Consider the following 26478-nt stretch of genomic DNA (forward strand, 5'->3'; position numbering starts at 1 on the left):
TCACGCCGGTCCGCGGCGCCCGGCCGCAGGCGACTGCGGCCGCTGTTGCTGCTGCCGTACGGGCCGCGCCCCGGCCTTGACCTGACGCTTGCCCGCTGGGCCGACGGGACCGCGCCCGGCTACGACGCCTGCCGGAACAGCACCTTGCAGAGCGGCTTCGGCCAGCTGCCTCATGACCTCGGAGTCGTGGCGCGCGGCCAAGGGGTTCGCTGCAGCTGCCTGCAGCGAGGCCAGGACCACGGGTGTTGCTGCCCTGTTTTGGGTGTTGCGGGTTGTGGGCTTGGCTGTCTTGGAGTCCAGCGAGTCCAGAAGGCTCTTTGCGCTCTTGCCCTCAGGGGTGTTCGGTCCTACGCGGCGCAGCTGCTCCTGGGCAAAGGCGCGCAGGGTGGAGCGGACTTCCGTGGGAGTCAGGTCGGCCAGCGGTGTCGGGTGGGCTGGCGGCTGCTGCTGAGGGCGCGGCTGGGGTGGGGTATTCGTGCCGCCGGCGAGCCGCTGGTCGAGGCTCGCGATCTGGTCTGGCCTGACGAGGGTGGGTCGCAGGGATGCGGCTTTCTGTCCGGTGGCGGGGATGGGGCCGACGATGCCGAGGCTGTCGAGGGTCTGCAGGGCGCGTTCGGCGTCGCCGTAGCTGAGGTCGAGCCGGTCCCGGAGTAGAAGGGGGGAGGCGGGTGCGCCCTCGGCGATGATGCGGGCGGCGGCCCGGATGCTCTCCGGGGGGAGGGCATTCCCGTCGAGGAGAACCTGGGGCCGGCCTGTGATCTCCAGGCGCAGGCCTTGTGCGACGTTCCTGAACAGTTGGGCCTGCTCTGGGTTGCTTCGTCCGAGCTGGTCGGCTCGGGTGTCCAGGTGTCGTGCGAGGTCTGCGCGGGCGGTGATGGGGTCGGGAGTAGGTCGGGATCCCGCGACCAGCTCGGAGGGTTCCCGGAGGGCGGCGTGCTCGGGGAGAGGCAGTTGGCTCTGCCGGGCCGCGTTGGGTACGCCACTGGCTCGCGCGAAGTCCTGGGCCAGGGTGTCCTCGCGGTGGGCGTTCACGATCCAGCGTTCCTGAAGGGCGAGCCGTTGCTGGGGGGCGAGGTTCGGTTGTTGGAGGTCGTGGAGGATCGCGCGCCGCTCGGTGCGCAGCGTCTGGGAGGCGCGGGAGCGGCTCAGGAAGGAGGTGTCGTCGTAGTAGCCCTCGGGTCGGAATTGGTCGGATGGCAGGGTTCCGCGCAGGTGTTCGCGGTGTTCTTCGAGGCGGTGGCGGGCGCTGCGGGCAAGTTCGTCGATGCGTGTGGGCGGCTTGTTGCTGCTGGTACGGCGGTCGGTGAAGTCGGCGAGGAGGTCGCTGACCTTCTCGACGGCGCGCAGCCAGAGAGTCTTGAAGAGTCCGACGGAGCGCAGGTCGGTCGCGAACCTGTGGCCGCTGCCGACAGCGGCCTGGACGGCGTCGGACATGCGGTTCCAAAGGGACATGATCCCGTCCCAGGCGCGGTTTCCGGCACGGCCGAGCTGCCGATCTACGTCCGTCAGCCAGGTGCCGATTCCTTCGCTGGCGCTCTGCAGCCAGGTAAGGCCGTGGTCGTCGGCCGGTTTGGCAGCGGGCTCGGCCGGTGGCTGTACTGGCGCGGCCTGGGACTGGGGCGGTGTGTCGGTTGCCTGCTGCCGTTGTTCGGTGCGCATCTCCTTGGCGAAGGTCTGCAGATCTGCTTCGATGCCGGCCTGTTCTTGAGCGGCTTCCGGCGAGGGTTGGCGTCCCAGGACCCGGGCCCGCAGTCCGTCGGCGGCAAGGACGAGGTTGCGCAGGGCAGTCCACGCCGGGGATCCGTTGTGGCCGCGGGCCGCGAGTTCGTTGCCGAGGCTGAACGCGGCGGCGGAGATGCCTTGGGCGCCGAGGGCGGTGACGGCCCGGGCAAGGCGTTCGAGCCGGGCTTCCCCGGGTACGCGCTGCAGATGCTCGCTGATGGTTGACCAGGCATCCATGGCGGCGGCTTGGATGCTCTGGATCTGCAGCCACTGAGGCATGTTCAGGTACCAGGTCGCGTCACGCTCGACGGCGCCGATGGCGTCGGCAAGGGTGGCGGGGCTCTCGGGGGGAGTGGTGGTCTGGGTAGCTGCGGCGTCCTCCGGGGTGAACATCTGCTCGACGTGGGCGCGCAGCGCGGCAACCTCCCGGCGCAGGTTCTCGATCTGCTCCGTGGCGCTCTGGGTGTCGCCTGCCGTTTCAGTGATTGCGGCGGCCGCGGTGTCGGTGAGCTGGTCCATCGGCGTTGCCTGGTTGTCGGGCGAGCCCGGTCCGGCGGTGGTGCTCGTTGCCGGGTTCGCCTGTGCCGGCGTGGTGGCCTGTGCCTGCGGTTGTGGGGCGGCGCCTGCCGGGCCGCCTTCCGGCGCCGGGCCTCGCCTGACGGCTCGCGGTGTGACACCTGCGGTCAACGGACCGACAGCTCCGGCCTTCTCCATGGCGTCGAGGAGCTTCTCTGCGGCCGCGTAGTCGACCCCCAGGTGGTACCAGAGCGGGAGCGGGGAGGCTGTGGCACCGAGACTGATGATTCGGGTCGCCTTGGTGATCAGTTCAGGCGGCGGGTCGGTGAGGACAGGGGCGCCGGGCCGGTCGGACGGGCGGCCGGTGACCTCCAGGCGCAGTTGCCGAGCCGTGTCGCGGAATGCTGCCGCGACGTCGGGGCGGTCGGTGTCCTCTTGTGCGGCTCGCGTCGTGAGGTGGCGGATCAGGGCCAGTCGCGCGCCCACGGGGTCCTGGCCGGCAGGGGCGCCGGCAACGAGCCGGGACGGTTCAGGGGTGGTGAAGTCGCGGTCGATCCGCACACGGTACTGCGTGCCGGGGAAGACTCCGTTGTCGGGTTCGCCGTGCCTGGCGCGGTTCTCGTTGTCCTCGCCGTGGGCGTTGATGATCCAGCGTTCCTGAAGTTCCAGTCGCTGCTCGGCGGTCAGGTCGGTGCGCTTGAGTTCGTCGGTGATGAGCTCTCGGGCGATGGTGAAGGTCGGTCCTTCGGTGGATCCGATGGGCTTGCCCATGAGGTGCCGGTAGGGGTCATCGGGCTGGCCGGCCCGGCCTTGGGGCACGGGGGTTGTCACGCTCTGTTCCTCCTTCGGGCCGGGTTCTGGAAGGTTGGGTGGCTGTGTGGGCTGCTTCCGGGAGTCGGCCTGGGCGAGGATCTGCCGGACTCGGCCGATCTCCTCGTAGCTGGGGTGCTCGCCTGCCGCGGTGATGAGGTGCCGCAGCGCTTGGTCGCCCTCGCCGCGCGCGAACATCTCCGTGGCCTCGATGACCCGCTCCTCAAGCCCGTGCAAGTGGTCCGGCCCGTCGACAAGACGGAACGCCAGGTCCCGGACGAGGTTGAGGAACTGCACACGTTCGATCGGGGCAACGCTGGTGGGCAGTTGCTCGGGCAGCTGCTCGGCCCAGTAGGCGAGCCATGCGGGCGAACCGACCGGCGCGGGGGTGGGCGGCACCGGTTCCGGCGTGGGCTCGGGTGCTGGCGCGGGCTCTGGTTGTTCGGTCGCGTGGGGATTGGTGGAGGGGTCCTCGGGCTGGGGCGGAGCAGCGGCTTCTGGTGTGGTCATGGTCGGCCTCGGGGTGCGGCCGGGTTGCACCGTGGTTGCCGTTTCCGCCCGGGCTGCGCGCAGTTCACGCATGGAGGCATCTGCCAGAGCCTGGTCGGCGAGGTGGGACAGCTCGCGTTCGATCTCCTCCGCCAACGTCTCCATGTCCAGGCCCAGGACAGCCAGTCGGGGCAGCTGGCGTGAGATCTGCTGCGGGTCTCGGGATTCGAGGATCAGCTCGACGGCCGTCTCGGTCGCCTTCCACGCTTGGTTCGGGTCACCGATCAGTGGGGCGAGTTCGGCGTCCAGCACGGCGTCGAGCGCCGGCTGAAGGTGGGCGAGCATGAGGGAGTAGAGCGCGTCAGGGCCCTGCGTTTCGAAGATTCGGCCGGGGTCGTTCTTGACGCGCGGGTCGTTGCTTGCGGGCAGGCGGACCGCGAAGACGCGGCCCTGCCAGTTGCGGAGCAGGTCCCAGGCTGCCCGCAGTGCCTTGTCACCGGCTTCGTCCGGGTCGAACACGAGGACGATGTCGCGTTGCCCGTCCAGGGCTGCGAGCGCCCGTACCTGCTGCTCGGTGAGGGCGGTTCCGCACGGTCCAGCGGGGATGGGCGCGGGGCGGTCGTCGCGGCGCAGGGCCTCGCCCACGGCCACGAGGTCGAAGGCGCCTTCCGCGATGACGAACGGGCCTCGGTCGTCCAGGGCCTGGCGGTGGTGGCCGAGGCCGAGCAGGGCCTCGGCCTTGGTATACAGGGCGGTGTTGCGGGTGTTCACCCACTTGGGGCTGGTGGCGGATTCGCGCAGGGCGCGCCCGGTGAATGCGGTCACGTGGCCGTCGCGGCTCAATATGGGGAAGGTCACGCGGTTGCGCAGAGCATCGAACAGGCCTCGATCGCCGTCCGTGCTGACGCCGGCCGCGAGGAGTTCGGCGTCGGTGAAGCCCTGGGCTCGCAGGGCGTCGGTCAGGTAGGTGCCCGAGCCGCCGGGGGCGTAGCCGATGCCCCAGTGCGCGGCGATGGGGCTGTCTGCGGGCACGCCCCGTTCGGCGAGGTAGCGGCGGGCGGGCTCGGACCGTGCGCCCGTGCTGAGGCTGTTGACGAGCAGGTGCTGGGCGGCGGCCAGGAGTTGGTGGAGCCGCTCGCTGGTGGGTGTTTCGGCCGGTGTCGGGGCCTGCGGAGCAGGGACTGCGTCCGGCTGGGCGTGTGGCTCGACGACGGCAGGGGCGCTGAGAGCGGCGAGGAGGTCGTTCGGGTCGGCAGCCCGAAGCTCGGTCGCAGTCCACGCTGCCGCGTTCGGGTCAGGCTCGTGGCCGAGCGCGGCGGCGACCTTCACGCCTTCGGGGGTGAGAACGACAGCGACATACAGGACCTGCTCGTCGATGACCGGCCCGGGGGCGGCGTCCCGTGCCAAGCGGGCCATTCCCGGCTCCGAGTCCAGAACGTCCTGGTACTCGTCGAGCCTCGCAAGCAGCGCGGTCCGAACGATAGTGGCCGGGTCCTGGGAGTCGGGGGATGGTCCAGTCGCTGTCGGCTGGGCGGCGACCTCTACGGCATCGGCGGTGGGTTCCTCGACCGTGGCGGGAACCTCAGGGACCTCAGCGGCTCCCGCGACCTTCTCCGGCTCGGCCGTCGTCGCCAGGGCATCGGCATCGTCGGGCTGGGGGGCGGTGGCGCCGGCGATGGAGGTGTTGCGGGCCACCGTGTGGCTGGTCAGGGTGCCGTCGATGTCGAGGTCGAGGTGGACGGCACCCAGGGTGTCTGTGGTGGCGGCGACGATCTGGGCTACTTGGCGTGTGGGGTGGCCGGGGATGGTGATGGAGATCCAGTCGCCCTGCTCGAGCTCGTCGGCCCAGGCGTGTCCGTCCTGGGGGGCTGCCCGGTTGGGGTTGTGCTCGAACGGGGCCCATTCGCGGACGAAGTGGGAGCCGTAGCGCTGGTGGTCCCGTTCGAGGCCGGCACGGGTGGCCAGCAGCAGGTGTGCCAGGGTGGAGGGGTGGGCGCCAATGCCGACGAGGTGGCGGTCGAGGGCTTCCTCGAACTGCGGGTCCGCGAAGTCGAGGGGCGGGGTGGCGCCGGCCAGCGGTGGCGTGTACAGGAGGATCGCCGCCCGGTCGGCGAATTCGATCGCCTCAGCCTTGCTGATGAAGCGCCGCAGGGCCGGGGGCAGGGGGGTGAGCGCGCCGCCAGCAGGCATCAGGTTCCACCCGTTGTCCGCGCGGAAGGTAACAAACAGGCCGTCCGCTACCGGGTCGAGTGTCTTGGCCTGGTGCGCCATGCGCAGGGCTTCGCGTCGCTGGTCGTCCGCCTGCTCGGCCGCGGCGGTCAGCAGTGAACGTGCGGCCACCGCGTCGGTGGGCCGGGTGGTGCCCGGCATGGGCGGGAAGGTGAGTGTGCCTTGGCCTGCCTTGTCTCGGGCGATCGAGACGTGGACCGGCTCAGTCGTGATGACCTCGTACCGGCCGCTGCCGCTGCTCGGCGGCCTGACAGCTGGCTCCGCGCCGTGCACGCGAACAGGACCGGCGGTGTCGACCCAGCCTTCTGGAAGCACCGCTTGGGAGGCCCGCGCCCACGCCTCGGCGTCCCGGGAGCGGCGCGGCAGGCTGACGGCGTCCATCCAAAACGGCGACGCGAAGACGGGGGTCGCACGCCAGCCAGGGTGCGTGTGGTCGAGCGCGTCCGCGACAGCGCTCGCCTGGTCTCTGCGCGTGGGACCTCGATGCGAGCAGCACAGGCAGGCGCCGCGGTGCTCGTTCCCGCGGGACTCGACGCTCGACCAGTGGCTGTCCGGGGCGGCGTCGTCAGGAACGGCGGTGGGGTGCCCAAGGGCAATTCGCCAGGCGGCCTGCTCATCTGCGGGAGGAACGGCTGGCGCCGGGGGTACGGCCGGCCCGGCGGCTGGGGCGGGTACGCCTTCTGTGCGGGGTTCCGGCGCGGGGAGGGTGTCTTCGGGGTGCTCGGTCGGCGCAGGGCTGGCTGGGGCGGGGTTTAGGGCCCGGTCTGCGGTTGTGGCCTTCTGGTCGCCGGCTGGCGGCGTTCGGGGGGCCACGCTGTCGGGGTCGGGTGCTTCCTGGGGTGTACCTGTGTCTGTCGTGACGGGGGTAGCTGACATCGAGGGTCGGGGAGTTGGCGCGGTCGGCGTGGTGGTCCAGAGCTGCGTCTGCGGGGCGGGGGGCTGTGGGAATGGGGAGGCGGGCTCCCGGTGGGCACGCAGGCGGGCCGCGGTGCGGGCGAACGTGCCGTCGTCGTCCAGGCCGGGGGTGGCGGCGAGTGTGTGGGCGATGGCCTCGGCCAAGTCACGGCCTTCGCGGTCGCAGAAGTCCCTGATGAGCTCGTCCACCTCGGGGGCGTCCCAGGAGAACGGACTGCCGTCGGCGTTGGTGATGGACTCCAGTGCGTTGGCGACCATCTGGGTATGAGTGCGAGTGCTGATCTTGCCGAGGTTGTTGATCCTCGTCAGGAACCACGGCAGCCGAATCTCCCAGCCCGCGTCGTTGCCACGGTTCGGGCGGCGCCCGCTGATCGGCCTTTCGCCGGCTCGCGTGATGACGAGTCGTCCGCCCTCGGAGAGGGAGAAGTGCTCGTCAGCGGACAGACGGATGCGTTCCTCGTGGCGCATCCGGGCTGCTCGCTGATCGTGTGCGCGGGGAATCGTTTGTTGGCGGTAGTGCTCCCTCAGATGGTCGGCGTCGTCGAAGAACGGCTGGTCGCCGCCATCGGCCTGTGTGCCAGGGGCAGTGAGCGCTCCGATCGGCGTCGGCACGGCGGCGCCCCACGAGCGAAGAGAGGTGGCGAGCTGGTGGAGTGCCTGTGCCGCACGGAGAGGGTCTGTGTTCCGCTCGGGGGTGCCAAGTGCGAGGGCAGCGATCGTACGCCCCCATTCCCCGGAGGCTGCTCTCCTCAGGACGCTGGTGGGGTCGGCTTCATCACCGGACGCGCCGGGGTCATCGGGCGCCTGGTCGGCCGGCAGCGCAACGACGGAGGCGGCATCGACGATTCGCGGCTGCCCGGTAGCAAGGTCGGTGGCCTGCCAAGGGCCCGGGCCGGTCTCACGGAGGCGCGCGATGGAGTAGCTGCCGTCGCTGTTCTGCACACGCACGTCCTGGCCCTCGCCGAGCGACCCGGGAGCTGCGGAGAACGCCCATCCGTCGGGGACCTCCACATCGGGTCCGGTCGCCCACGCCCCCGCGCCGAGGGCCAATGTGGTGAGCTCGGCTTCGGGCGTCGCTTCCAGGCGCCCGACGAAGTGTTCGGCAAGGGTGTGAAGGGTTCGGGCGGCCCTGCGAACCGACCTGATCGGGTGCCCGGCGTCTGTCCTCGCCTCGATCCGGACGTTGTGGTCCTTGTGGCGTGAGGCCCTCTGCGCGGCATGTCGCTTCGCGTCGTCCGGGTGGCCGGCCAGGACGCGAGCAGCCGGGAGCATGTCTGGCGGCGGGGTGAGATTCTCCGCCGTCAGGGCGGCAGAGGGGCCCGATCCGAAGTCGGAACTGGCGGCAGCCAGGATGCTCTTCGACGCCTCCTCCGCCGTGATCTCGTTCTTGCCGATGAGGGCCTCGAGGAGAACCAGTGCCTGCCTCAGCTGCTGATGCGCACGGAGGAGGGTGGCCGGGTCCGTGAACGGGCCGTCTTCGTCGAGGCTTGGCTGCGTCGGGCTCGCTGGTGCTGCGGTCACCTCTGCCAGGGGCGGGACGGTGGCGGCGGTGGTGATCACGGCGTCGCGTCGCATGGCATATACGGAGGCGATGTTGTGGAATTCGCCGTTGGTGGTGCGGAGGGTGTTGGGGTTGGCGTCGGCGACGGTCAGCCAGTCGTTGTCGGCGATCAGGACGTCGTCGCCCGCTTGGAGGGGCTGTGCGGCCCATAGCGCCACACGGCGGTTGAAGGGCAGGTCGGAGAGCACAGCGCGCAGGTGACGGCGCTCGGAGGGCGACAGGTCGGCGGTATCGGGCTGAACCGTCGTCTGAGGCTCCGCCTCGGCTTGGGTTTCCACCGTCGGCGCGGCTGGCAGGACAGGCGCGGGAGCGGGAGCCCCAGGGGCCTTGGGCATGACGGCGGCGATGTCCGCGGCCGAGAATTCGATCTTGCGAGCGTGTCGGGTGTGACCTGTGTAGCGGTCGCCTGCCGGGTGTTCAGTGACGGAGTCGACGGTCACCGTGCTGTAGCTGGTGACGGCGGGCCGGGTCATGCGCGGCGAGTACCTGCCGGCCGTGTTCGGTGTGTCGGGTCGGGCGAACGGGCCGTCCAGGTCGATGACGCGCGCCTGGTCCCCGACCGCCAGCTGCGGAGGAATCTGGTCATGCGTGATCGCGGTCCATCCGGCGGGGGCGGCCTGGCGGGCTGTTGCCCGCTCCTGCACGTCGGCGGCCAGCTCGAGGCGGGCACGTCGCAGTTCGGTCCGCGGCTCGCCCGCGAAGACCGAGTGCTTGCCCACCGTGCCGCTGACGAGGACCTGGTCCCCTGCCGCGACGGGGCTGCCTTCGGGGTTCCACAGGACCAGGGACTGGCCGGCGGAGGTGCGCAGCCGGACGAGGAGTGTGGGGCCCTTGGAGCCGTTGACGATGTCGGATTCGACGACCTCGGCCAGGATGGGGGTGAGTACCTGGCCGGGCTGGCCGATGTAGTGGGGGCCTTCGGCTTCGGGGATCGGGGGTGCTTCGCTCACCGGTTCCCCTTCTGAGGGCTGGGTGGAGGTGGTGGGTTCGCTGCTGGTGGGGTCAGTCGTGGGAGCCGGTTCGGATGTCTCCGCGGCTTGCGGTGCGGGTTCGCTGGCGTCGGCCGGTGCCTGGGTCTGCCGGCTGTCCTGATAGGGAGTAGCCCACGGGTCGGGCTCGCCCGGGCGCGGCAGGGTGACGCGGCGGGTCTCCGCCTCGTGGGCCTTGAGGGGAAGCCACTCGGCGAGGCGCTCGAGGACCTGCTTGCGGCGACGTTCCGATGGGGTGCTGTCGCCGATTTCGGCGGCGGCGGTGCGAGCGGCCTCGGCGTAGGCGCGCATCTGGGCAGAGCTGAAGACGTACCGAAGCCACACTCCGGGCCTGAACTTGAGCGGTTCGGATCCGTCCTTGCTGTCCTCAGGGAGCTGCAGCAGGTCGAGTTCGCGTACCCGGGCGGCCGTGAGGGTCAGCTCCTCGTGGGCTTCGCCGGGAAGGGTGGGGCGCTTGTCACGGCGCAGGCCAGTCGTGTGGTCGTAGGCGGCGCCCTTGGCGGCCCGGAACTGCGGAATGCCCGCGGTGTCGGGCATGGCATCGTGCCACTGCATGAGGTGAGGGGCGCCACCGCGGGCGTCCTGGCCCCACCATTCGCGTCGCCCCTTCGGACCGGTGCGGGCCCGGATCCAGCCGATGACGTTCCCGTCCGTGTCCGTGACGAGTCCATGGCCGGCGGCTTCGTCGAGGTGCGAGAGGCGTGCGCCTTCCTCGGCGAGGGCGATGCCCTCGGTGGTGGCAGCCTGGGCCAGGGCTGCGGGCCAAGCCTCTCGGGAGCGCTGGGGTGTGGGGTCCTCGCTGGGCCGCCACAGCTCGCTCACCGGCCGGGGAACGTTGATGCCTTCCTGGGAACGGACGAGAGCGCTGCCCTCGTCGTCGACGCCGATGAATCGGCCGACAAGACCCTGGTGGCCGTGGACTTCCTCTCCGGACTCGAAGGGGCTGGGTGCGGTGGTGTCCGGGAGTGTGTCGAGGGCTTCGTCGCCGCTCACGTCACCCGCCGGTTCCTCGTCGGCCTCGTCCGTCGCCGCTTCCTGCTCGAGAGCGGAGCGGAATTGGTCATGCCACTGCTTCTCGTCGGCCTCCGCCTGCGCGATCAGGCCGGCCCGGTCGGCCTGCCGTTCTGCCGTCACGGCGTCCGCGGCCTGGTTCTGCTGGACCTTGTTCTCCCCGCGCTCGCGGGAATCCCGCTTGGCGGCCCGGGCGGCGCGTCGGTCGCCGTCGGCAAGGGCGGCCTCGTACAGCGCGGCCTTGACGTCAGGAACTGGCTGTCCCGCGTCGACGGCCGGACCGACGAGGGTCCACACGAGGCCGTTGAGTTTGTCCTCCCAGTCGACCCAGGTACCGGACCCGGAGAGTGTGTGGGCCACGGTGGCCGTCTCGCGGCTGGACCAGTTGTCGCCGGTGAGGCGGTGCGCGAGGTGCTGGTGGCAGATGACCACGGTGCCCAGAGGCGATCCGTTGTCGTCGAGGACCTCCACCAGAAACCGCTTGTCCTTGGCCTTGGACGCGCAGGATCCGAGGTGCTTGGGTCCGCCTTCCGCGCAGGGCTCGTCCATCTCGCGGTAGGTGCTGACGACCCGGAGGCGGTCGTCGGGTACGTCGAGCAGGCCCTGGTAGGTCAGCTGATGGGCCGCGAGCTCCAGGCGAACCCCATCGCTGTAGCGCCGGTTGGGGCTCTCCCCCAGCCTCCCCCGCTGGAATGTCTCCCAGCCCCACGGGTAGTCGGCGGCGATGGCCTGGCGCCCGAAGCGCGCCACACGCATGACGCCGGGTTCCATCTCCTCGGTCTCCAGCGTGACCGAGAACGGCACCTGCTTGTTCAGGTGGCCCCAGCGCTCCCACCGGCCGGCCGCCAGCGCTTGCGACTGGCTGTCGCGCCGAATCCAGGCCAGCGTCACAGCCTGGGTCGGATTGTGGCCGATCCACCGGTAGCCGCCGTTCGACGGCGAGTGGGACCAGGGCATCCAGGTGACCCGCCAGGTGTCGGGCTCGTGGCTCTCCTTCGTCAGGCGGTACTGATAGCCCTCCCTGCTGGTGAAGACCCAGTCCTCGGCGGCGTGGGGGTGATACCGAAGGTCATCCGGGTTCTGCGGGCGCTCGTACGGTACGACGGATTCGCCGGGTTCCAGTCCGGCCTGGACGGTTCCTGCATCGTCGAAGGTCGTTGTGTGCGGCTGCACGGGCAGGTTCGTCCGGTCGGACTCCTCCTGGGGGTGCGCTGCCGTCTCTCCGGTCCGGGAGGCGGCGGGGCTCTGCGCGATGGCGTCGAAGATCGCCGACCAGCTGGTGGATGTGACAACGACTGAACCGCCCGGCCCCACCAGGTGTAGTGGCTCCCCCTCCGTGATGATGTCTCGGACCACGGTGAAGGACTTCTTGTCGCCTCGGGTGACGGTCCAGGAGTTGTCGCCGTGGTAGGCGAGGGTCATTCCGTCCGGCGGGATCGGTTGATCGCCCTCGGTCGTCAGGGCGAGGCTGAGCAGGCCGGTCTGGGTGTCCTCGGTGATGACCGCCCGATCAGGCGTGTCAGGGACCAGGGGCGCGACTGTGGAAGGCTGGGGGCCCGCTGCTGGCGGCGTCTCGTCTTGTGGAGGCTCCGGGTCGCCGACGGCGCGCGGTGTGTCCCGGACGGCGTCGGCCGTGGTGATGGGCGGGGTTCCGTAGGGGTCGGCCGCCAATGGGTCCGCGGGTGCTTGGGCGGCCGGATCGGGGAGCCCGAAGTCACGTTCCTGCATGTCAAGCCAGTTGCGGCCGGCCCCGGCCGGGGACACCGTTTCGGCGGGCCGGGCGGTGCCCAGGTTGGCTGTGTCAGGGAGGATCTTCTCGGTGAAGGTCTGTCCGTGCCGTTCGCCGCTGAGGGTCAGAGAGCCGTCGTCGGCCCGTTCGACCGAGCGCAGGACGAACGGCTCGCCCCAGCGGTCTGGGGTGACGGCGAGTTCGCCTCGCCTGGTGATCTCCGGGTGGGGCAGCCGGGCGGTCTCACCGGGAGCGACCTGCGACCAGCCCGCGTAGCTCCAGCCGGCCGGTGTCCGGTCTTCGTGGCGCCTGCGCAGCTCGTGGCAGCCCGCGACTGCGTCCGGCACCGTCCCGAAGATCATGTCCATCGCGGAGCCGCCGTCGACGTCGACGGCCTGGAACCCGTTGCCGGCAGGCACGACGCAGCCGATCAGAGCGCCATCCTCGTCGGTGACCCGCACCAGCTGCGGAGGTGCCTGCTCCTGGTCGGCCATCCACCCACGCAATTGGGCACGTTCCTGCTCGCGGCTGACGTTTCGGCCGCGGTGGTGCTCGGCGCGCTGAGCGAGCAGAGTGCGTCGGCGTTCGATCAGGGGTTCGTGCGTCGGGTCTGCGGCGGGGAGGTCGAGGTTGGCGAGTTCGGTGGTGACCTCGGCGGACGTCATCTTGGCTGGGTCAAGCGAGCCCGGGCGGGCATGGCCTGTGGGGGCCGGCGAGGCGGCGGTGGTGATCTGGCCGGCCCGGCGTCGGGCGATCACCCATCCTGGCCGGACCGGCGTGGAGTCGCCTGTGTCGAGGGAGGTCGTCTGAACTGTGCGGACGGTCTGCCACCAGCCCCGGGCGGTGAGGATCTCGTCGCCGGGCTGGAAGTCGACGGGCGACCAGCGGCGCGAGAGCTCGTCCGCGGTGTGGGACTCGAGTCGACGGCGTTTGTCGGGGGTGAGCTGTTCGAGCGGGGCGTCGTGGCGGCCGCCGGGTTCGAGGGCGGCCGCACGGTCAGCGGCATCGAGGTAGACGGGGATCTCGCGCCCGAGGTCGGCGAGGCGCTCGACCAGCCAGTTCACACGCGTATCGCGCTTGACACGCTGCTTCCAGGTTGTTGGCAGTTCCCAGTCGTGCACTCCGCGTTCGGCGGTAGCACGCCGGAACCCGCCGACATCCTTGCGGACCTGGTCGAACTCCTTGTCTTTAGCATCGACGCCATGCAGACGCGTGACAGATCCGTTGTGCTCGATCCAGAGCTGTGCCTCGACCTGCACGGCAGCTCGGGCAGGAGCCGAGGTGCTCTGCTCCACGCCCTGCTCGACAACAGGCTCAGGCAACTGCGTCGGTTCCCCACGAGACGCAAGCTCAAGCAGGGCGCGCTTGGTCGTCGCGTTGAGGATCTCCCAGGTCCCCACCGTGCGGTACCCGTTGCGCAGGACGAGAGCCTCGGCTCGGTCGGTGCGCACCGTGGCAATGTCCGGTACTGCCTTCGGCGTCGCCCGGCGGGCCCGGCCGCTTGAGGACGGGACGAGCCACCCTCCGTCCGATTGCCGGATCTTGTACTCGGTGCCGCCGGTACTCGGGACGACGGAGACGTACACCCAGTCGGGACGGGGCCCAGTGCTTTCGGGTTCGCCCGCCGACGGGGGCCTGTCGATGCTACGGCCCTGAGCAGCGCTGTAGCGGCGCAGGACGTGCAGCAGTTCTTCCCTGCTATCCGCCTCCAGGTGGTGATCGTCGGTGTCTGCCATGTGCAGGATCTCGTCGTCGCTGATGACGAAGGTCCAGCCCCCGGTGGTGAACCGCACCTGGGCGTTGGGAAGGCCCTCCTGCTGCTCATCGTCCGTAGTAGGGGCCTCGGGCCACAGCCTGGTGTCCGGCGGGAGTTCGAATAGTTCCGCGGCTCGGCGCACTGCCGCCCGTGCCAGGCCCTCGGCGTCCTCTGCCGTCGCGATGGGCAGCGTGTCCCCGAAGTACAGGTTCCACTGCCTGGCTCCGTCGTCATCCTGCTCGAAGCGCGCGGAGAATCGCAGGCCGTCGACAGTGATCGCGGCCGCGCTGTCGTGATAGCGCTGTATGCGGACCAAGGGCGGCAGTGGGGCAGCGTCACGTGTGTCCGCGGTTGGCGCGCTCTGGGAGGCCTCGACCCTGTCGGCAGGGATCGCGGCCGCCGGGCCTGAAGGTGCGGTTGGGGTGGGCGGCTGCAGATCGGCTTGCTCGGGTGCCGGTGTCGCCGTCTGTGCTGGGCTGTCGAAGTCGAGCTGTTCCTGTCCGGGCAGCTGGGCCTTGGTCTGGCGCTGCTGCCGCTTCGCCGACGTGGTGTCCGGGCGGTACCGAACGGGCATGCCGGCCGGCATCGCGACGATCTCCGAGGCGGGGAAAACGAAGGGGAAGCCGGGGTCCATGCTCTCGTAGTGCTCGCGGCCGGTGAGCGGGCCGATCCGCGTGGAGAGATAGCTGCTGCCGCGGCCTCGAACACGGACCGTCTCACCGCCTTGGAGGCTGAGGTGGCCGCCGACGACCGCCTGCCACCCCTCGGGGGTGGGGTCATCGGTGGCGTCATAGTCTGTCGGCGCGATCACGTTGCCGCTGGCGCTGGCCCGGATCAGCTCCGCGCGCTCCGCCGCCGCCTGCTGGTGTGCCTGTACCCGGACATCGGCAAGCAGGCGTGCGGCCAGGTCCTGTTCGTCAGGACCCGCGTCGACGACGTATTCGGTGAGGGGGTGAACGCCCTCCAGGAGTCGGCCGTCAGTTGAGTACGCCTGGTCTTCGTCGGGGAGCCAGGTGTAGAGGCGCAGATTCGTCGAGCCGAGCCGTTCGGGTCCGATGCCTGCTACAAGGAAGGGCCGGCCGAACAGCTTGTTCCCGAAGTACTGGGGGCGGATCTCGCGGGCGATCTGGCCTGGCCGCAGTTCGTCGGCGCGCAGGATCCGGCTGGTGGCAGGCAGAACCGCGGCCCAGTCCGGCCCGGGCATCGGTGCCTGGGCGGTGGTGGCGCGGATCCGCCCTTCGGTCACGAGGTGATCGTGTCCTTCGGGGTCGCGGACCCACCAGGCCCGTACGTGCTCGGCCATAGTGACGTGGCCGTACGGGACGTGGGCACCGTCCCGGGTGTAGATCTCGACGGTGTCGCCGGGCACCCAGCCGTCCTGGGCCGGGAATGGGGTGATGAATCCCGGAAGCCGTCCGGCAGCAGCGTCTGCTGCTGCCTTCGCAACCATGTCGGCGTTGCGGGCCGCGCCGCGCCTTCCGATAGCCAGGTGCTCCCGCATGTCGGGCTGCTTCATCCGGGCCGCGGCCCGGGCGACAATGCCGGTGTCCTGGGCCAGCGGGACCATCTCGCGGGGGGCGAGGCTGAGAGAGCGGCCGTTGGTGTTGGTACCGAGGTGGGAGAGGTAGATGTCGTACAGCCCGTCAGGCCCCAGGTGGATTCCGGTGACGATGCGGGGCACACCGAACTCGGTTGATCCCTTGCGCTGTTCGATGGTGAGTACCACGTCGCCGATGGCGAGATCGGAGGCCCGGGCCAGTCCGTAGCCTTCCGGCATGGCCTCGGCCCAGACAGGCGGGGTGACCGGTTCGTCGTCGCGGTACCAGGTATCGCGTACGCCGACCTGGTGCGGGGTGCCGTCGCTGTCGGTCAGGACGTAGTACGGCCACTGGACGTCCCTGAACTCCCCGCGGGCCAGCGACCCGTCCGTGGTGCGGAAGTACGCCGGGTCGCCCGCGGCCCAGGCGCGATAGGGCGCGGTGCCGGCCCTGAAGTCCTCCTCCGCTGACGGGGCTCGTACGCCGCCGCGGTGCTCGGCGCGTGCTCCTACGAGCGAGGGCGGGTGGGGAGGACCTGAGACGGGGTCGGCTCGCTCTGCTTCGGAGTCGGACGCGACTTCCCCAGCGCGCAGCTCGGCAGCCGGTTCGGTCGTCTCCGGAAGGCGGCGCGGCGGTGCCGGGGCTGGCACCGGCTCGGGTGTCTTGACCGCGGGTGCAGTGGCTGCCGTAGGCGCGGTCCTGTCGAGTGGGTTCGTGGGGGTGAGTTCGAGTCCGGGCAGTACCTGCTCGGTGGGCGGCGGCGTCCAGGTGTCCGATTCCGGCACTGCCACGACCCTCGTGATCGAGAAACGCGAGTGCGGTCCCACGGTGTCGTACCAGCCGGCATAGTCGGGGCCGTCCTGGACGGTGACGTTCTCGTACCGGACGTCCTTTCCGTCACCACGCCGGACACGGACCATGTCCCCGGCGAACAGACGCTCCGGCACCGCGTCGACGGCACGCCAACCCGCCGGGGACGGGTCGGTGGGGTCTTCCTGCAGGAGGGCCGCCGCCGGTCGGACGGGAGCGCCGACGCCATCAGCAAGCTGTCCTTCGGTGAGGACCTGCACCCGGGTTCCGAACGGCACAAACGGTATGTCCACGCCCTCGGGGCCCTCGATCCGCAGGCGGTGCCCGTGGATCTCTCCCTCGTGCGAGCGGACCGTTGCTGTCGAGTAGCTGGTGAGTTTCCCTTGCGCCCATGCCGTCTCGCTGGCCTTGAGGTAGGGCGCGCGCACGAGGTCGCCGATCACGAGCTGGTGTGCGAGGACCTCTTTCGGCTGCCCGCCGGTGATGCCGGTGCTGTGAAGATTCGCTGTGGCGGGAACCTCGGCCAGCGGGTCGGGCTCCTGCAGCGGCGGCAGGGACGCGAAGGCGGCGTCGAGGGACTGTGCTTCGGCGCGCAGGGCCTGGGCCACCTGCGCCAGCAGCGCGCTCGTGCCGGTGCCCGGTCGGGCCGCGTCTGCCGCCTCGCGTGCGGCATCTGCGAGCGTGTGCAGGTGGTCGCTGGTGACCGGCAGCCCTCCATGGGACAGAGGGCGGCCCGCGGAGGCGTTGCGCGACCACGCGGTGGCGGCCTCGGCGAGACGGGGATTGTCGCTGGCGCGCCAGGCGACGGCCAGGGGCGCGGCCTGTTGCAGCTGCTCGGCGGTGAGAGCGGGGGTAGAACGGCCCGGTGTCGTCTCGGGGAGCGGCTTGGAGGTGTGCCACGCGGTCCAGACGGCGGCGCCCACCGGATCGCTCCACCGGTCGGCCGCAGGGGCGCCACCGCGTCCGTCCTGCGCCCACCACTGACGCACGCCCCGGTGGCTGCGGGCGCGAATCCACCCCTGAATACGACCGTTCGCGTCGACGACACGCCCCGTGCCGCCGTCCAGGTCCAGGTCGACCAGCCGGTGCCCGTGATCGTCGAGCAGCATCCCCTCGGTGCTCGAGGCGGCAGCCAGCCGTCGGGCACGACGCTGGGCGGGGTCTTCGGTCCCGGGGAGGTCCTCTCCGGGCAGGACGAGGTCCTCCGCCGGCACCAGCGCGGTGATCGCCTGGGCTGGGCCCAGATAGATGTCCGGTCCGACCGTCGGGTCGATGACCTGGCGCAGGTTCCTGCTGAGTCCGCTCGCGTCGACCTGGTAGGCCCGGGCGTCGCTGTCGGCGCTGAGGAACCAGGTGCCCTTCACAAGGTCGGCGGGGGTGCACCGCATCGGCACCCAGGGCTCACGAGTCCCGGCCAGGCCCGGACCGGGGCGCTGGGCAGCGAGCGCCAGTACGGCGCGGGTCGCGATCCGGCGGTGCTTCTCGCGGAGCGGACCCTCCCCGTAGACGGGAAGGCCGGCGTCGCGGTCGACGGGCGCCTCCTGGTGACGTCCCTGCCACGCTGCCCTGTTGCGCTCGAGGCTCTCACGAAGGCTCTTGTCCGTTCGGACCTTGCGCTTGGCGGCCGTGACGTCCGGGCCCGCCTCGATGACGGCGACATGCGAGTGTCGGCCCCAGTCACCGCGGTACGCGCTGCCATTCCCTACCTTCGAGAGGGAGACCGAATGGCCGTAGTTGGCCTCCACCAGCCACGGATCGTCCCACTGGCCGTCGCGGTGCCTGCGGATGACCGTGCCGGGTTCCACGTCGTCGCGGGCGCCCCAGCGGGACTTGTCGGGCAGCGAGATCGGCGGTGCGGCCTGAATACGGGCGCTCAGCTCCGCCTCACGGCGCAGGTGGTCCGCGAACGCCGGTGCGTCCTCGCTCAGATGGGCCCGCGCGTACGCCAGGTACGCCTCTTCGAGTGCCGCGTCCAGCACGGTCTCCAGGTAGTGCAGGTCACCGCCATCCTGGTCGGGGTCCATGCCGGCCGTGCGGCACAGGAAGTCCACGACGGCGTCCGGGTCGGCGCCTTCCTTCTGGGCCTCGGCACGCGCGGCGACCAGGCGCTCGGCAAACACCTGGCGTAGACGGGTGTGGTGGCGTGTCTCGCCCGCGATGCCAGCCCGGCTCTCCTCCGGTCCCTGCGGGTTGCCGAAGAAGGCTTCCTTCAGCGCCTGCGGGTCGAAGCCGGCGTCGTTGATCCGCGTGAGGTAGTCGACCAGTGCCAACTGGCCGATCCGTTCGGCGTCACCGCGCAGGACCGTAGCCTGCCGGTCCCACACCCACATGGCTTTGGCCTGGCCCAGATCCTGCGCCCGGAAGTGCTGGCGGTTGGCGTCGAACTGCGCGAGGGGTTCGAGCCGCTCGGCGACCTGCAGCATCCGCAGGTACTCGGCGCTATGGGCACGGTCGCCGCCCGCTGCAAGCGCACGCTGGGCTGCAATGTTCGGGACCTCGCCCCCTTGGGTGGGGTTCCAGTGCGAGGACACCACGCCGCGGGGCGGGGCGACGTCCCCGGGCGCCGGAGGTGAGTCGTCGAGGCGCGGCGTCGTCGGGGCGCCTACGGCGTCCATCGGCGCCGGTGTGCCGGGCACGGCCCTGACTGGCTGAGCGTCCGGGGAGGTCTGATGCTGTGCTGTCGGCTGCGGCGCCGTGGCCTCGGGCGCCACCTCGGCTGCGGCTGTGTGAGGGGCTGCGGCGGGTCCACCGGTGGCCGGCTCGGGGGCGCCGAGCACCATGTCGACAGGCTGCATGGTCGCTGTACGGAGCGCTTCGTACGCCCGAGGAGTGGCGCGGGCAAGGACGTCCTCGCGAACACCATCGCGGAGATAGGCCCAGAGCTGGTGCTCCGTCGCGCCTTCCATGAGGGCTTCGTCGACTGCCTCGGCAAGACCCCGGGCGAACTCCTCCAGATGGCCCGCTTCGACGTGCTGCAGCAGGCCGGCGTCCTGCGCGACATGGTCGACAACCCACGCCACCAGGTCGTCGGCGGACGGCGCGAGGGTGTCGTTCACGGCCTCCGCGACCGCAGGGGCGAGCGCTGCACGCAGGGGCTCGCTGGCCCACGCAGGCGCGAGTGGGCCGTCGGCGAGGACCGTGTCGAGCCAGGCGGTCACCTCGTCGGGTTCCACCAGGTACCCGTTCTGATGTGCGGGCCGGACCAGGGCGGGCACCACCACGGTCACCGGCAGGGCTGGCCCGGGCAGGTCGTCGGCCCGGATCTCGGGGACCGGCCGGGTGGCCGGTCCAACGCCCTCAGGTGTGAGGATGACGGAAAGCCGGTCGGACGCAGAGGCAGAGAGAGTAATCGTGGTCTGGAGCTCGGTGACGGGCTGGCGCACCGGCGCGGGGTGCGGCTCCGGGACTGCTGTGGCGAGGCCCATTGCCATCGGGTCCGGTTGAGGAGACGTCAGGGTTTGGCTGATCGCGGCCTGGTGGGGATGCTCCGCGGGTTCCTGTACTGCTGTGATGCTTGCGCCGTCGTTGGGCCGGCGGCGTGCCGCGCCGTCCAGGCGCAGGACGTAGTCGAGTGAGCCTAGTTCGAGCCGCTGCTTGGCGCGGGTGACCGTGACGTACGCCAGGCGCAGGTCCTCGCCTCCCGGCAGGATGATCTCGCCGGTCTCGGTGTCCTCCTTGGGCTGGGGGAAGTCGGGTCCGATGCGGACCTGGTCCCATTCGCGGCCCTTGGCCTTGTGCGCGGTGGAGACGACTAGTTGCGGGCGCTGCTCGGGGTCCTTGGCGTCCTCAGGGACCAGCTGCCGGACCATGTCGATGATGTCGTCGGGGCTGTAGCGGTCGAGGAGGCGTACGAAGGTCTGCAGGGCCTTGGCGTCCTCATTGGACTCGGCGTAGTCGCGGACCTCGTCCCAGTCCTCGAATGCGCTCAGTTCCGCGTGTTTGGTGCGGCGGCCGGCCTGGAGGTCCTTCGCTGCCTTGGCGATCAGGTTGATGTCGGTGCCGCCGCCGACCATGGCGACCCGTTTGCCGGCGTCCAGTCCCTCGAAGACGGCCCCGACCGCGCCGATGTTGGTCTTCGTCAGGATGGCGTCGGGCTCGTCCACCGTGCCGATTGTCGTGTCCAGGGCCGGGTTGCCCTGGAGTGCCAGGTCGGCGCCCAGGAGCGTCAGGTAGCCGTTGCCGACGGCCGCGACCTCCGGGCCGAAGCGCCAGCTCTGGGTGAGGGGAAGCACGATGTCGGCGGGCCAGTCCTTGAGGGCGTCGATCGCCCCGCGGAAGCTGTAGATCGACTGCTGGCTGTCACCGACGACGATCGTCTGCGTCGGCTGGTCCTGGATGACGCGCTTCAGGACGGGGTTGATATCCTGCGCCTCGTCGAAAAGGATCATGTCGTAGGGCAGCCGCGGCCTGGTCAGCGCCCACATCTTGATGTAGTCGTCGCTATTGAAGACGATCTTGTCGCTGTCCGGGTCCGTGATGTCCGCCCAGGCCCTGCGGGCAGCGTCCAGGAGTCCGGGCGCCGCGGGCGTGCGGCCCCACTGGCCGAGGTGCTGCGGCCCGAGTTCGTCGTCCGCGCTCTCACGGTACCGGCGGACCGCCTGCATGGCGATCTTCGCGACGTCCTCGGGGTCGACTTCTCCCCCGTTGAACGTGAGGGGCCGCGTGATGCCCAGGGCGTTGGCGACATCCTTGGCCCGGCGTGCTCCGGGGTGGTTTCGGGCGATGGCGACCTTGCGCTCGATCTGCGTGCCCTTCAGGGCAGCACGGGCGAAGGCGTGGCTGGTGTCGGCGATGACATTGCGCGGCATCTTGCGCTTCGCCTCATCAGCGATGGAGCGGTTGAAGGCGATGTAGGCGATGCGCTTGTCGGGCAGGCGGCGTGTGACCATCAGCAGCGTCGACGTCTTGCCGGTGCCCGCCAACGCCTGGACGGCGACGTCCAGGCCGGCCAGGCACGCGTCGATGATCTTCTGCTGCTGAGGGGTGGGCGGGTACTCCCTGCTGGCGTCCGCGGCTTCAGCCGTGGCAGCGGTCATGGCTGCTTCGCGTTCGTCCATGTCGGCCAGGTAGGCGCGGATCTCTTTCAGGACGCGCGGAAGGTCGCCGTGGCGCCCCTTGTACTTCCAACGGCTCTCGCTTTTGATGTAGCCGAAGTTCCTGTTCTTCTTCAGCAACTCCCGGAGGCCGGCCTCGACCTCGTAGAAGCCGCTCTGCCCGGTCCCCGTGACGTAGGTTGCGCGTCCTGCCGAGACGATCTGGATGCGGTTGGTCCAGGCATCCGGGTCAGGCTCCGGCTCCGGCTCCGGCTCCACGGTCCCCGTGGACGGCTGGGGCTCGACGGCGGGAAGATTCGTCGTCGGCTCAAGCGGCTGTGACGTGCCAGTTGTCTCAAGCTCGCTCAGCGAGCGGTCCCCGTCGGGTTCAGCCGTCGCCAGGCCTACGCCGACGGTAGCCTGCCGGTCCTGTGGCAGTGTGCCGCCACTTGCGCCGGACAGCAGGGCCGTCGGCTCGTTGAGCACCGCATGTAGGGCCGCTGCAGCGCCAGAGCGCCGGAAGAACGATGTCCCTTCCAGCGGCGTTCCGTCAGTGAGCCGGGCCAGCCAATCTCCCTCTCCCCCGCAGCGCACGAAGCCAAGAAGGACAGCCCCCTGCGTGACTGGTGTCCAGCCGTCCGCATCACGGTCACCGAAGGTGACCTGGGCGCTGACGAGGTCAACGTAGCCAGGTTCCGTGAACCGCGCTGCATCCAACGTGGTCCACTCATGGTTCCTGCGCTCCAGGAAGTCCGCAGTGGCCCGCAGCCGCGACTGGTGGGCCTTGGCCTCCTGCAGGATGAGGGCGGTCGGGAAGGCGAGCAGCTCACGGGCCTCACCAGTGATCCGGTCGCGCAGCGCGGCGGCCGGGCCCAGGAAGGCACTGAGGGTGTCTGCTTCGGCTCGCATGCCCTCGACGGTGGTGCCGGTGGCATCATTCCAGGCGGCAAAGGCGGCTTCGAGCGCGAGGATTTCGGGCTGGTGCGCGTAGTCGAATCCGAAGGCCCTGTTGCCGGCCTCGATGAGCGGGGTGCGCCGGCTGCCCAGACGCTGACGGCCTTCCACGAGGTCCTGGCTCGCGGTGTAGGGCTGGTCGGGGTCGGGTCCGAGGTAGATGCCGTTGTCGAACGCCCACAGGCGCGCCGCGCGTCGAGCGACCTCCTGGAGGTCGACGGTGGTGTCGGTGACGTCCTGCCCGACGGTGGCCTGCCAGCTGTTGCTGAGAGTGCGGCGGAGGGTGGCCGCGGTCTCGCCGTCGGAGGTAACCAGTTCGTGGTGATCACCGTCGCTGCGGGTGATGGTGCGGATGCTGAAGCCGGACAGGCCCTCGACCGGGGTCAGGAGGGCCTTGTCTGCGGGTGGTGCGCTCTCCGGTTCGGTGCGTCCGGCCGCGATGTGGCCGATCGCGACCCGATCGCCGAAGCCGTCGATCAGATCCTGCGGTGCTTCGGCCGACGCTTCACTCTGCACTGCGGCGCTTCGGTCTGCATTCGTCGGCGCGGTGGTGCCCACCGCGGTGGGCGGCGCGGCGCTAAGGTCCTCATCGGCCATGCGCTCCGTCCGGGGTGCCGGGAGGCGCTGGAGGTATCCGGCTTCGGCTTGGAGGTCCTTATCGGTGGTTCGGGTCAGCGGCAGGTTGGCGGGCAGGTTCCAGTCGTGAGCCTGGTCCATGTCCGGCGCGAAGGTGCCGTCCTCGTCGCTGACGGACAGGGGGGCGATGGCCAGGGTGATGAGTCCGGCCGGGCCACCCTCACGGACGGCGAGTACCTCGTGAGGCAGGTGGGCGTCGTCAGCGTCGAACCAGACACGGTCACCGAGTTGCAGGGCATCGGGGTAGGCCTCCCCGTCTTGGAGCCGAGGCCGGTCCGGGCGGGGGTTGATGAGGTCCCAGACCAGGCACGCAGTCGACGTGGCCTCGCGGCCGGCGGCCTGGTCGAGGTCGGCGCGCTGGCCCAGAACGAGCCGGTCCAGTTCGTGACGGTAGGCGCCGAGGGTGCGGGGCAGCGCGGGGTCGTCCCAGCCGACGGGCTCGCCCAGGTGATCCCGCAGGGCGGCCAGGAGGTCGGAGAAGGCGAGGGCTTCCTCGTGGGTGCGAAGCCCGCGCATGACGTCGATGGCCCGGTCGAGGCCGGATCCGGTCAGGTAGGCGTACTCGTCGACACGGCCCACCTCGAGGCCGCTGCCGGCCGCCAGCAGTGCCCATGTCCCGTCCGTCTCCTGGAATAGGGCGAACTGGCCGTTGGGGGTGAGGGAGAAGCTGTCGAGGTCGGCGAGGCTCCGCAGATCCCTCAAGGCGTGAGGGTCGCTGGCGAGCCAGTCCATGGGAGCGGCCTTGAAGTGGGTGATGAGCTGGCCGGTGGCCGCGAATCGGCCTGCGAACGGAACGGGGTCAGCACTGAGCTTCCCCCGGTGTGCGGGAGGTGCTTGCGGTGCGGAGGCGACCGGTGCCGCAACGGCCTCGTCGAGGGCATGCGGTGCAGTCGCGGCGGCCTGGAGGGGATCGCGGACATGGCCGGCCCACGTGGCCGCGCCGGTGGCCAACTCGGTGTACGCGTCCTGCAGGTCGGTGTCGCCCACGGATTGGGCCGCGCCGGCAACAGCTGTCGCTGCGGCGGCCACCGCGTCGAGGCGCTCAGCCATTTCCGGACTGCCAAGTGGCCGCTCCAGTGCCGCACCGACCGCAGCGCTCGCCGCTCCGACCAACGCGGTCATGCGGGTCGTGATGACGAAGGTGGCTCGCGCACTCTGCCGCGGACGGAGGTAGGCCCGGGCGGCCCGGCGGGCGACCTGGCCGGCGCTGTAGGCGTGCTTGCCCTCCGCCGGCCGCATCGCCCCGTGGCGTCGCAGTGGTCCCGGGACCGTCTCCGTGACCGCCCGGTCTCCGCGGCTGCCCTCGATGGTGCTCTCGCCCGTGTCGCTGCGCGTGATCGAAACCAGGGTCAGCGGCTGCGACCAGCGGATCGCACGGTCGCCTTCGTCGGCCGGCTGGCTTTCGCGGAATGGAACGCGCAGCACCTCGCCGGGCTCGAGGTCGTCGAATGCGGTGGGCCGCCAGCCGGCCGGGGCCTGGTCGGCTGCCCGGTCGGCGCGCTCGTAGGCCGCGTCCCGTGCCCCCTGACGCGTCTTGTGACGACTCCAGGGGTTCCCGTCCCGGTCCAACGACAGGAAGACCTTGCCGTCCTTGGCCGTCGCGCCGACCGCCGCTGCATCCTCGTCCAAGACGAGGTTCTTGCGGCCGGCCGGTGTGCGCTGGTGGCTGGAGCGCTCGGCGCGCTGCCGCTCCTTCTCCCGCCGAACGGTGCTGCGGCGCTCCACACTGGCAGCCAGCGCCGCCTTGCGCGCGGTCACGTACACGGCATGCCCAGGCTCTGCCAGCGGCAGGTCGAGCTGCGCGAGCTCGTCGTGGATTTGCTCATCCGTCAGGTCGGCGACAGCGCCCGTCAGCGGCCGGGCGGTACTTCGGTCCGTGTCGGTGGCGTCGGCGATGGTGAAGATCTGGTCGTCGCGGCGCACCGCCCACAGGTTCGCGTAGGCGTCCGGTTCGTTGCCGAAGGTGTGAATGTCGTCGCTGTTCACGGCGGTGACGCGGCGCCACCAGGGTGTCGAGCCGGCAAGGATCTCGTCGCCGACCTTCAGGTCGATGGGTGACCACCGGACCTTGCGTTGCGCCATGTCAGTGTCGTGGAGGGCCTGGCGCTGCTCGGGCCACAATTCGGGGGCTGTGGTGTCGGCTGGGCCGGGCGGCGTGTCCGGGTCCTGGCGGACGGCGATGGTGCGGCCGCGTTCCAGCATCGCCGTCACGAACAGGCTGGTCTTGTACAGGCTGGTGGAGCGGCTGGTGTTGCTGGTCTGGACGTGGACATTGCGGCTGGGGGCCCAGGTGAACTGGGCGTCCTCGCGGGCGGCTCGGGCTTCGTCGTCGCCCTTGGCGGGCACTCCGTGGAGTTCGGCAGTGCGGCCGGTGTGGTCGATCCAGACGGTCTCGGCGGGGCGGGGCTGGTCGAAGTCGACATCGGCTGACATGGTCCGGTGGCGCTGCGCGATCTTGGCGGCGGTCGCGCTGGGGGTGCGCCTCCCGCGCACGCTGTTGCGGGAGCCGTTAACGGAGCCCATCCACAGGATTCCGCCGTCTGCGGGTGCGGTCGCGCGGCCGATGACGCGCTCGCCGAACCCGATGGTGATCGAGGAACGGCGGACGGAATGGTAGTCGGCATAGGGGTCGTAGGCTTGCTCGGGATCACGGCGCCACCAGTACCCCGGGTGTCCGGGAACTGCGGTGGCGCCGTCCGGCACCGCGGGGGCCGTGTCAGCCGCGAGGGGCTCCTGGTTGGGCGGGTGGTCCGACGCCTTCGGCCCGGCATCACGGGCCTGCGGGCGTGTGCCGGGGTTGTCCGCGGCGGGCCCGTCTGTCAGGGCCTCGGCAGTGGGTGCCAGGACCGCATCGTCCAATTCCGTGGTGGGTAGGCGGTCCGGCGCATCCTGGTCTGGTTCCAACGACCGGTCGTCGGAGCCGGCCTGTGGCGTGGCGGCGGCATCGGCGCTGGCGTCGACCTCGGAATTCGGTCCGGGCACCGCGGAAGCAGTCGCTCGGGCCACAGGTTCGGCCGGTGCCGCAGCGGCCTGCTGCGCCGGGCTGGAATGTGCGGTGGGGGTGATCGTCGCCATGGCGTCGTGGAAGTAGTGGCGCATCGCCAGACGGAATGCCTGTAGGTCTTCCGGCGAGGTCAGGACAGCGGCGATCGGGCCGGTAGCGGCACGTTCGGTGAGCCAGGCGTCCAGCCGGCCCGGCAGATCGAGATCGCTAGTGGTTCCGTTGAAGTGTCGTACCGCTTCTTCGAGGAGGCTGCGGGCTTCGTCCTCATGTCCGGCGAGGGCCGCCGGTAGGGCGTCGGGTAGGAGAGTGCTCATCACCTCGCCGGCGGGCCCGGAGGTGAGCACGGGTCCCTCGGCGGTCAGGGTGACCTTGATGCCTGGGGTGCCGGCGACGAGTTCGCTGAGTATCCGTCCTGACTCGTCGTTCACCGTGCCGTCGGCACTGGTGTAGGTGTACCACCGGTCCGGCAGGAATGCGGCCCCTTGCTGTCCATCGGTGGCGGTGTCGGGGGTGGGCTGGCGTTCCGCGTGGTCGATGGCTTCGCGTGCGGCATGGTCGATATCGGTGTGAATTCGGCCGACCTGCTCGCCATCGATTCTGACCTGCCACCCGGGCTGGAGATGGCGGCTGTATACCAGCCGTGCGACCGGGGTGTAGTCGGGCAGGGTGAGGACGTCCCGGTCTGAGTACAGGTCGCCGGTGTAGGGCGCCGTGACGAAGCCGGGCCGGCCGGGGACCGGTTTGGCGGTGTTCAGGAAGATGGCGCCCGCCTGCGC

1 protein-coding gene (only partly in view) is annotated in these 26478 nt (G+C 70.6%); it reads right to left on the reverse strand.

Annotation, left to right across the window (positions count from 1 at the left end):
• Positions 1-26478, reverse strand: partial view of a DUF6349 family protein gene (locus ACFU7Y_RS05170; RefSeq protein WP_380766523.1) — the 3' portion only. The gene runs 6756 nt beyond the window's last position; 26478 of the gene's 33234 nt are visible here — the last part of the coding sequence; its start codon lies beyond the right edge, outside the window; its stop codon occupies positions 1-3.

Source organism: Kitasatospora sp. NPDC057542 (genome assembly GCF_042801945.1).
In the GTDB taxonomy this organism is placed as follows: domain Bacteria; phylum Actinomycetota; class Actinomycetes; order Streptomycetales; family Streptomycetaceae; genus Kitasatospora.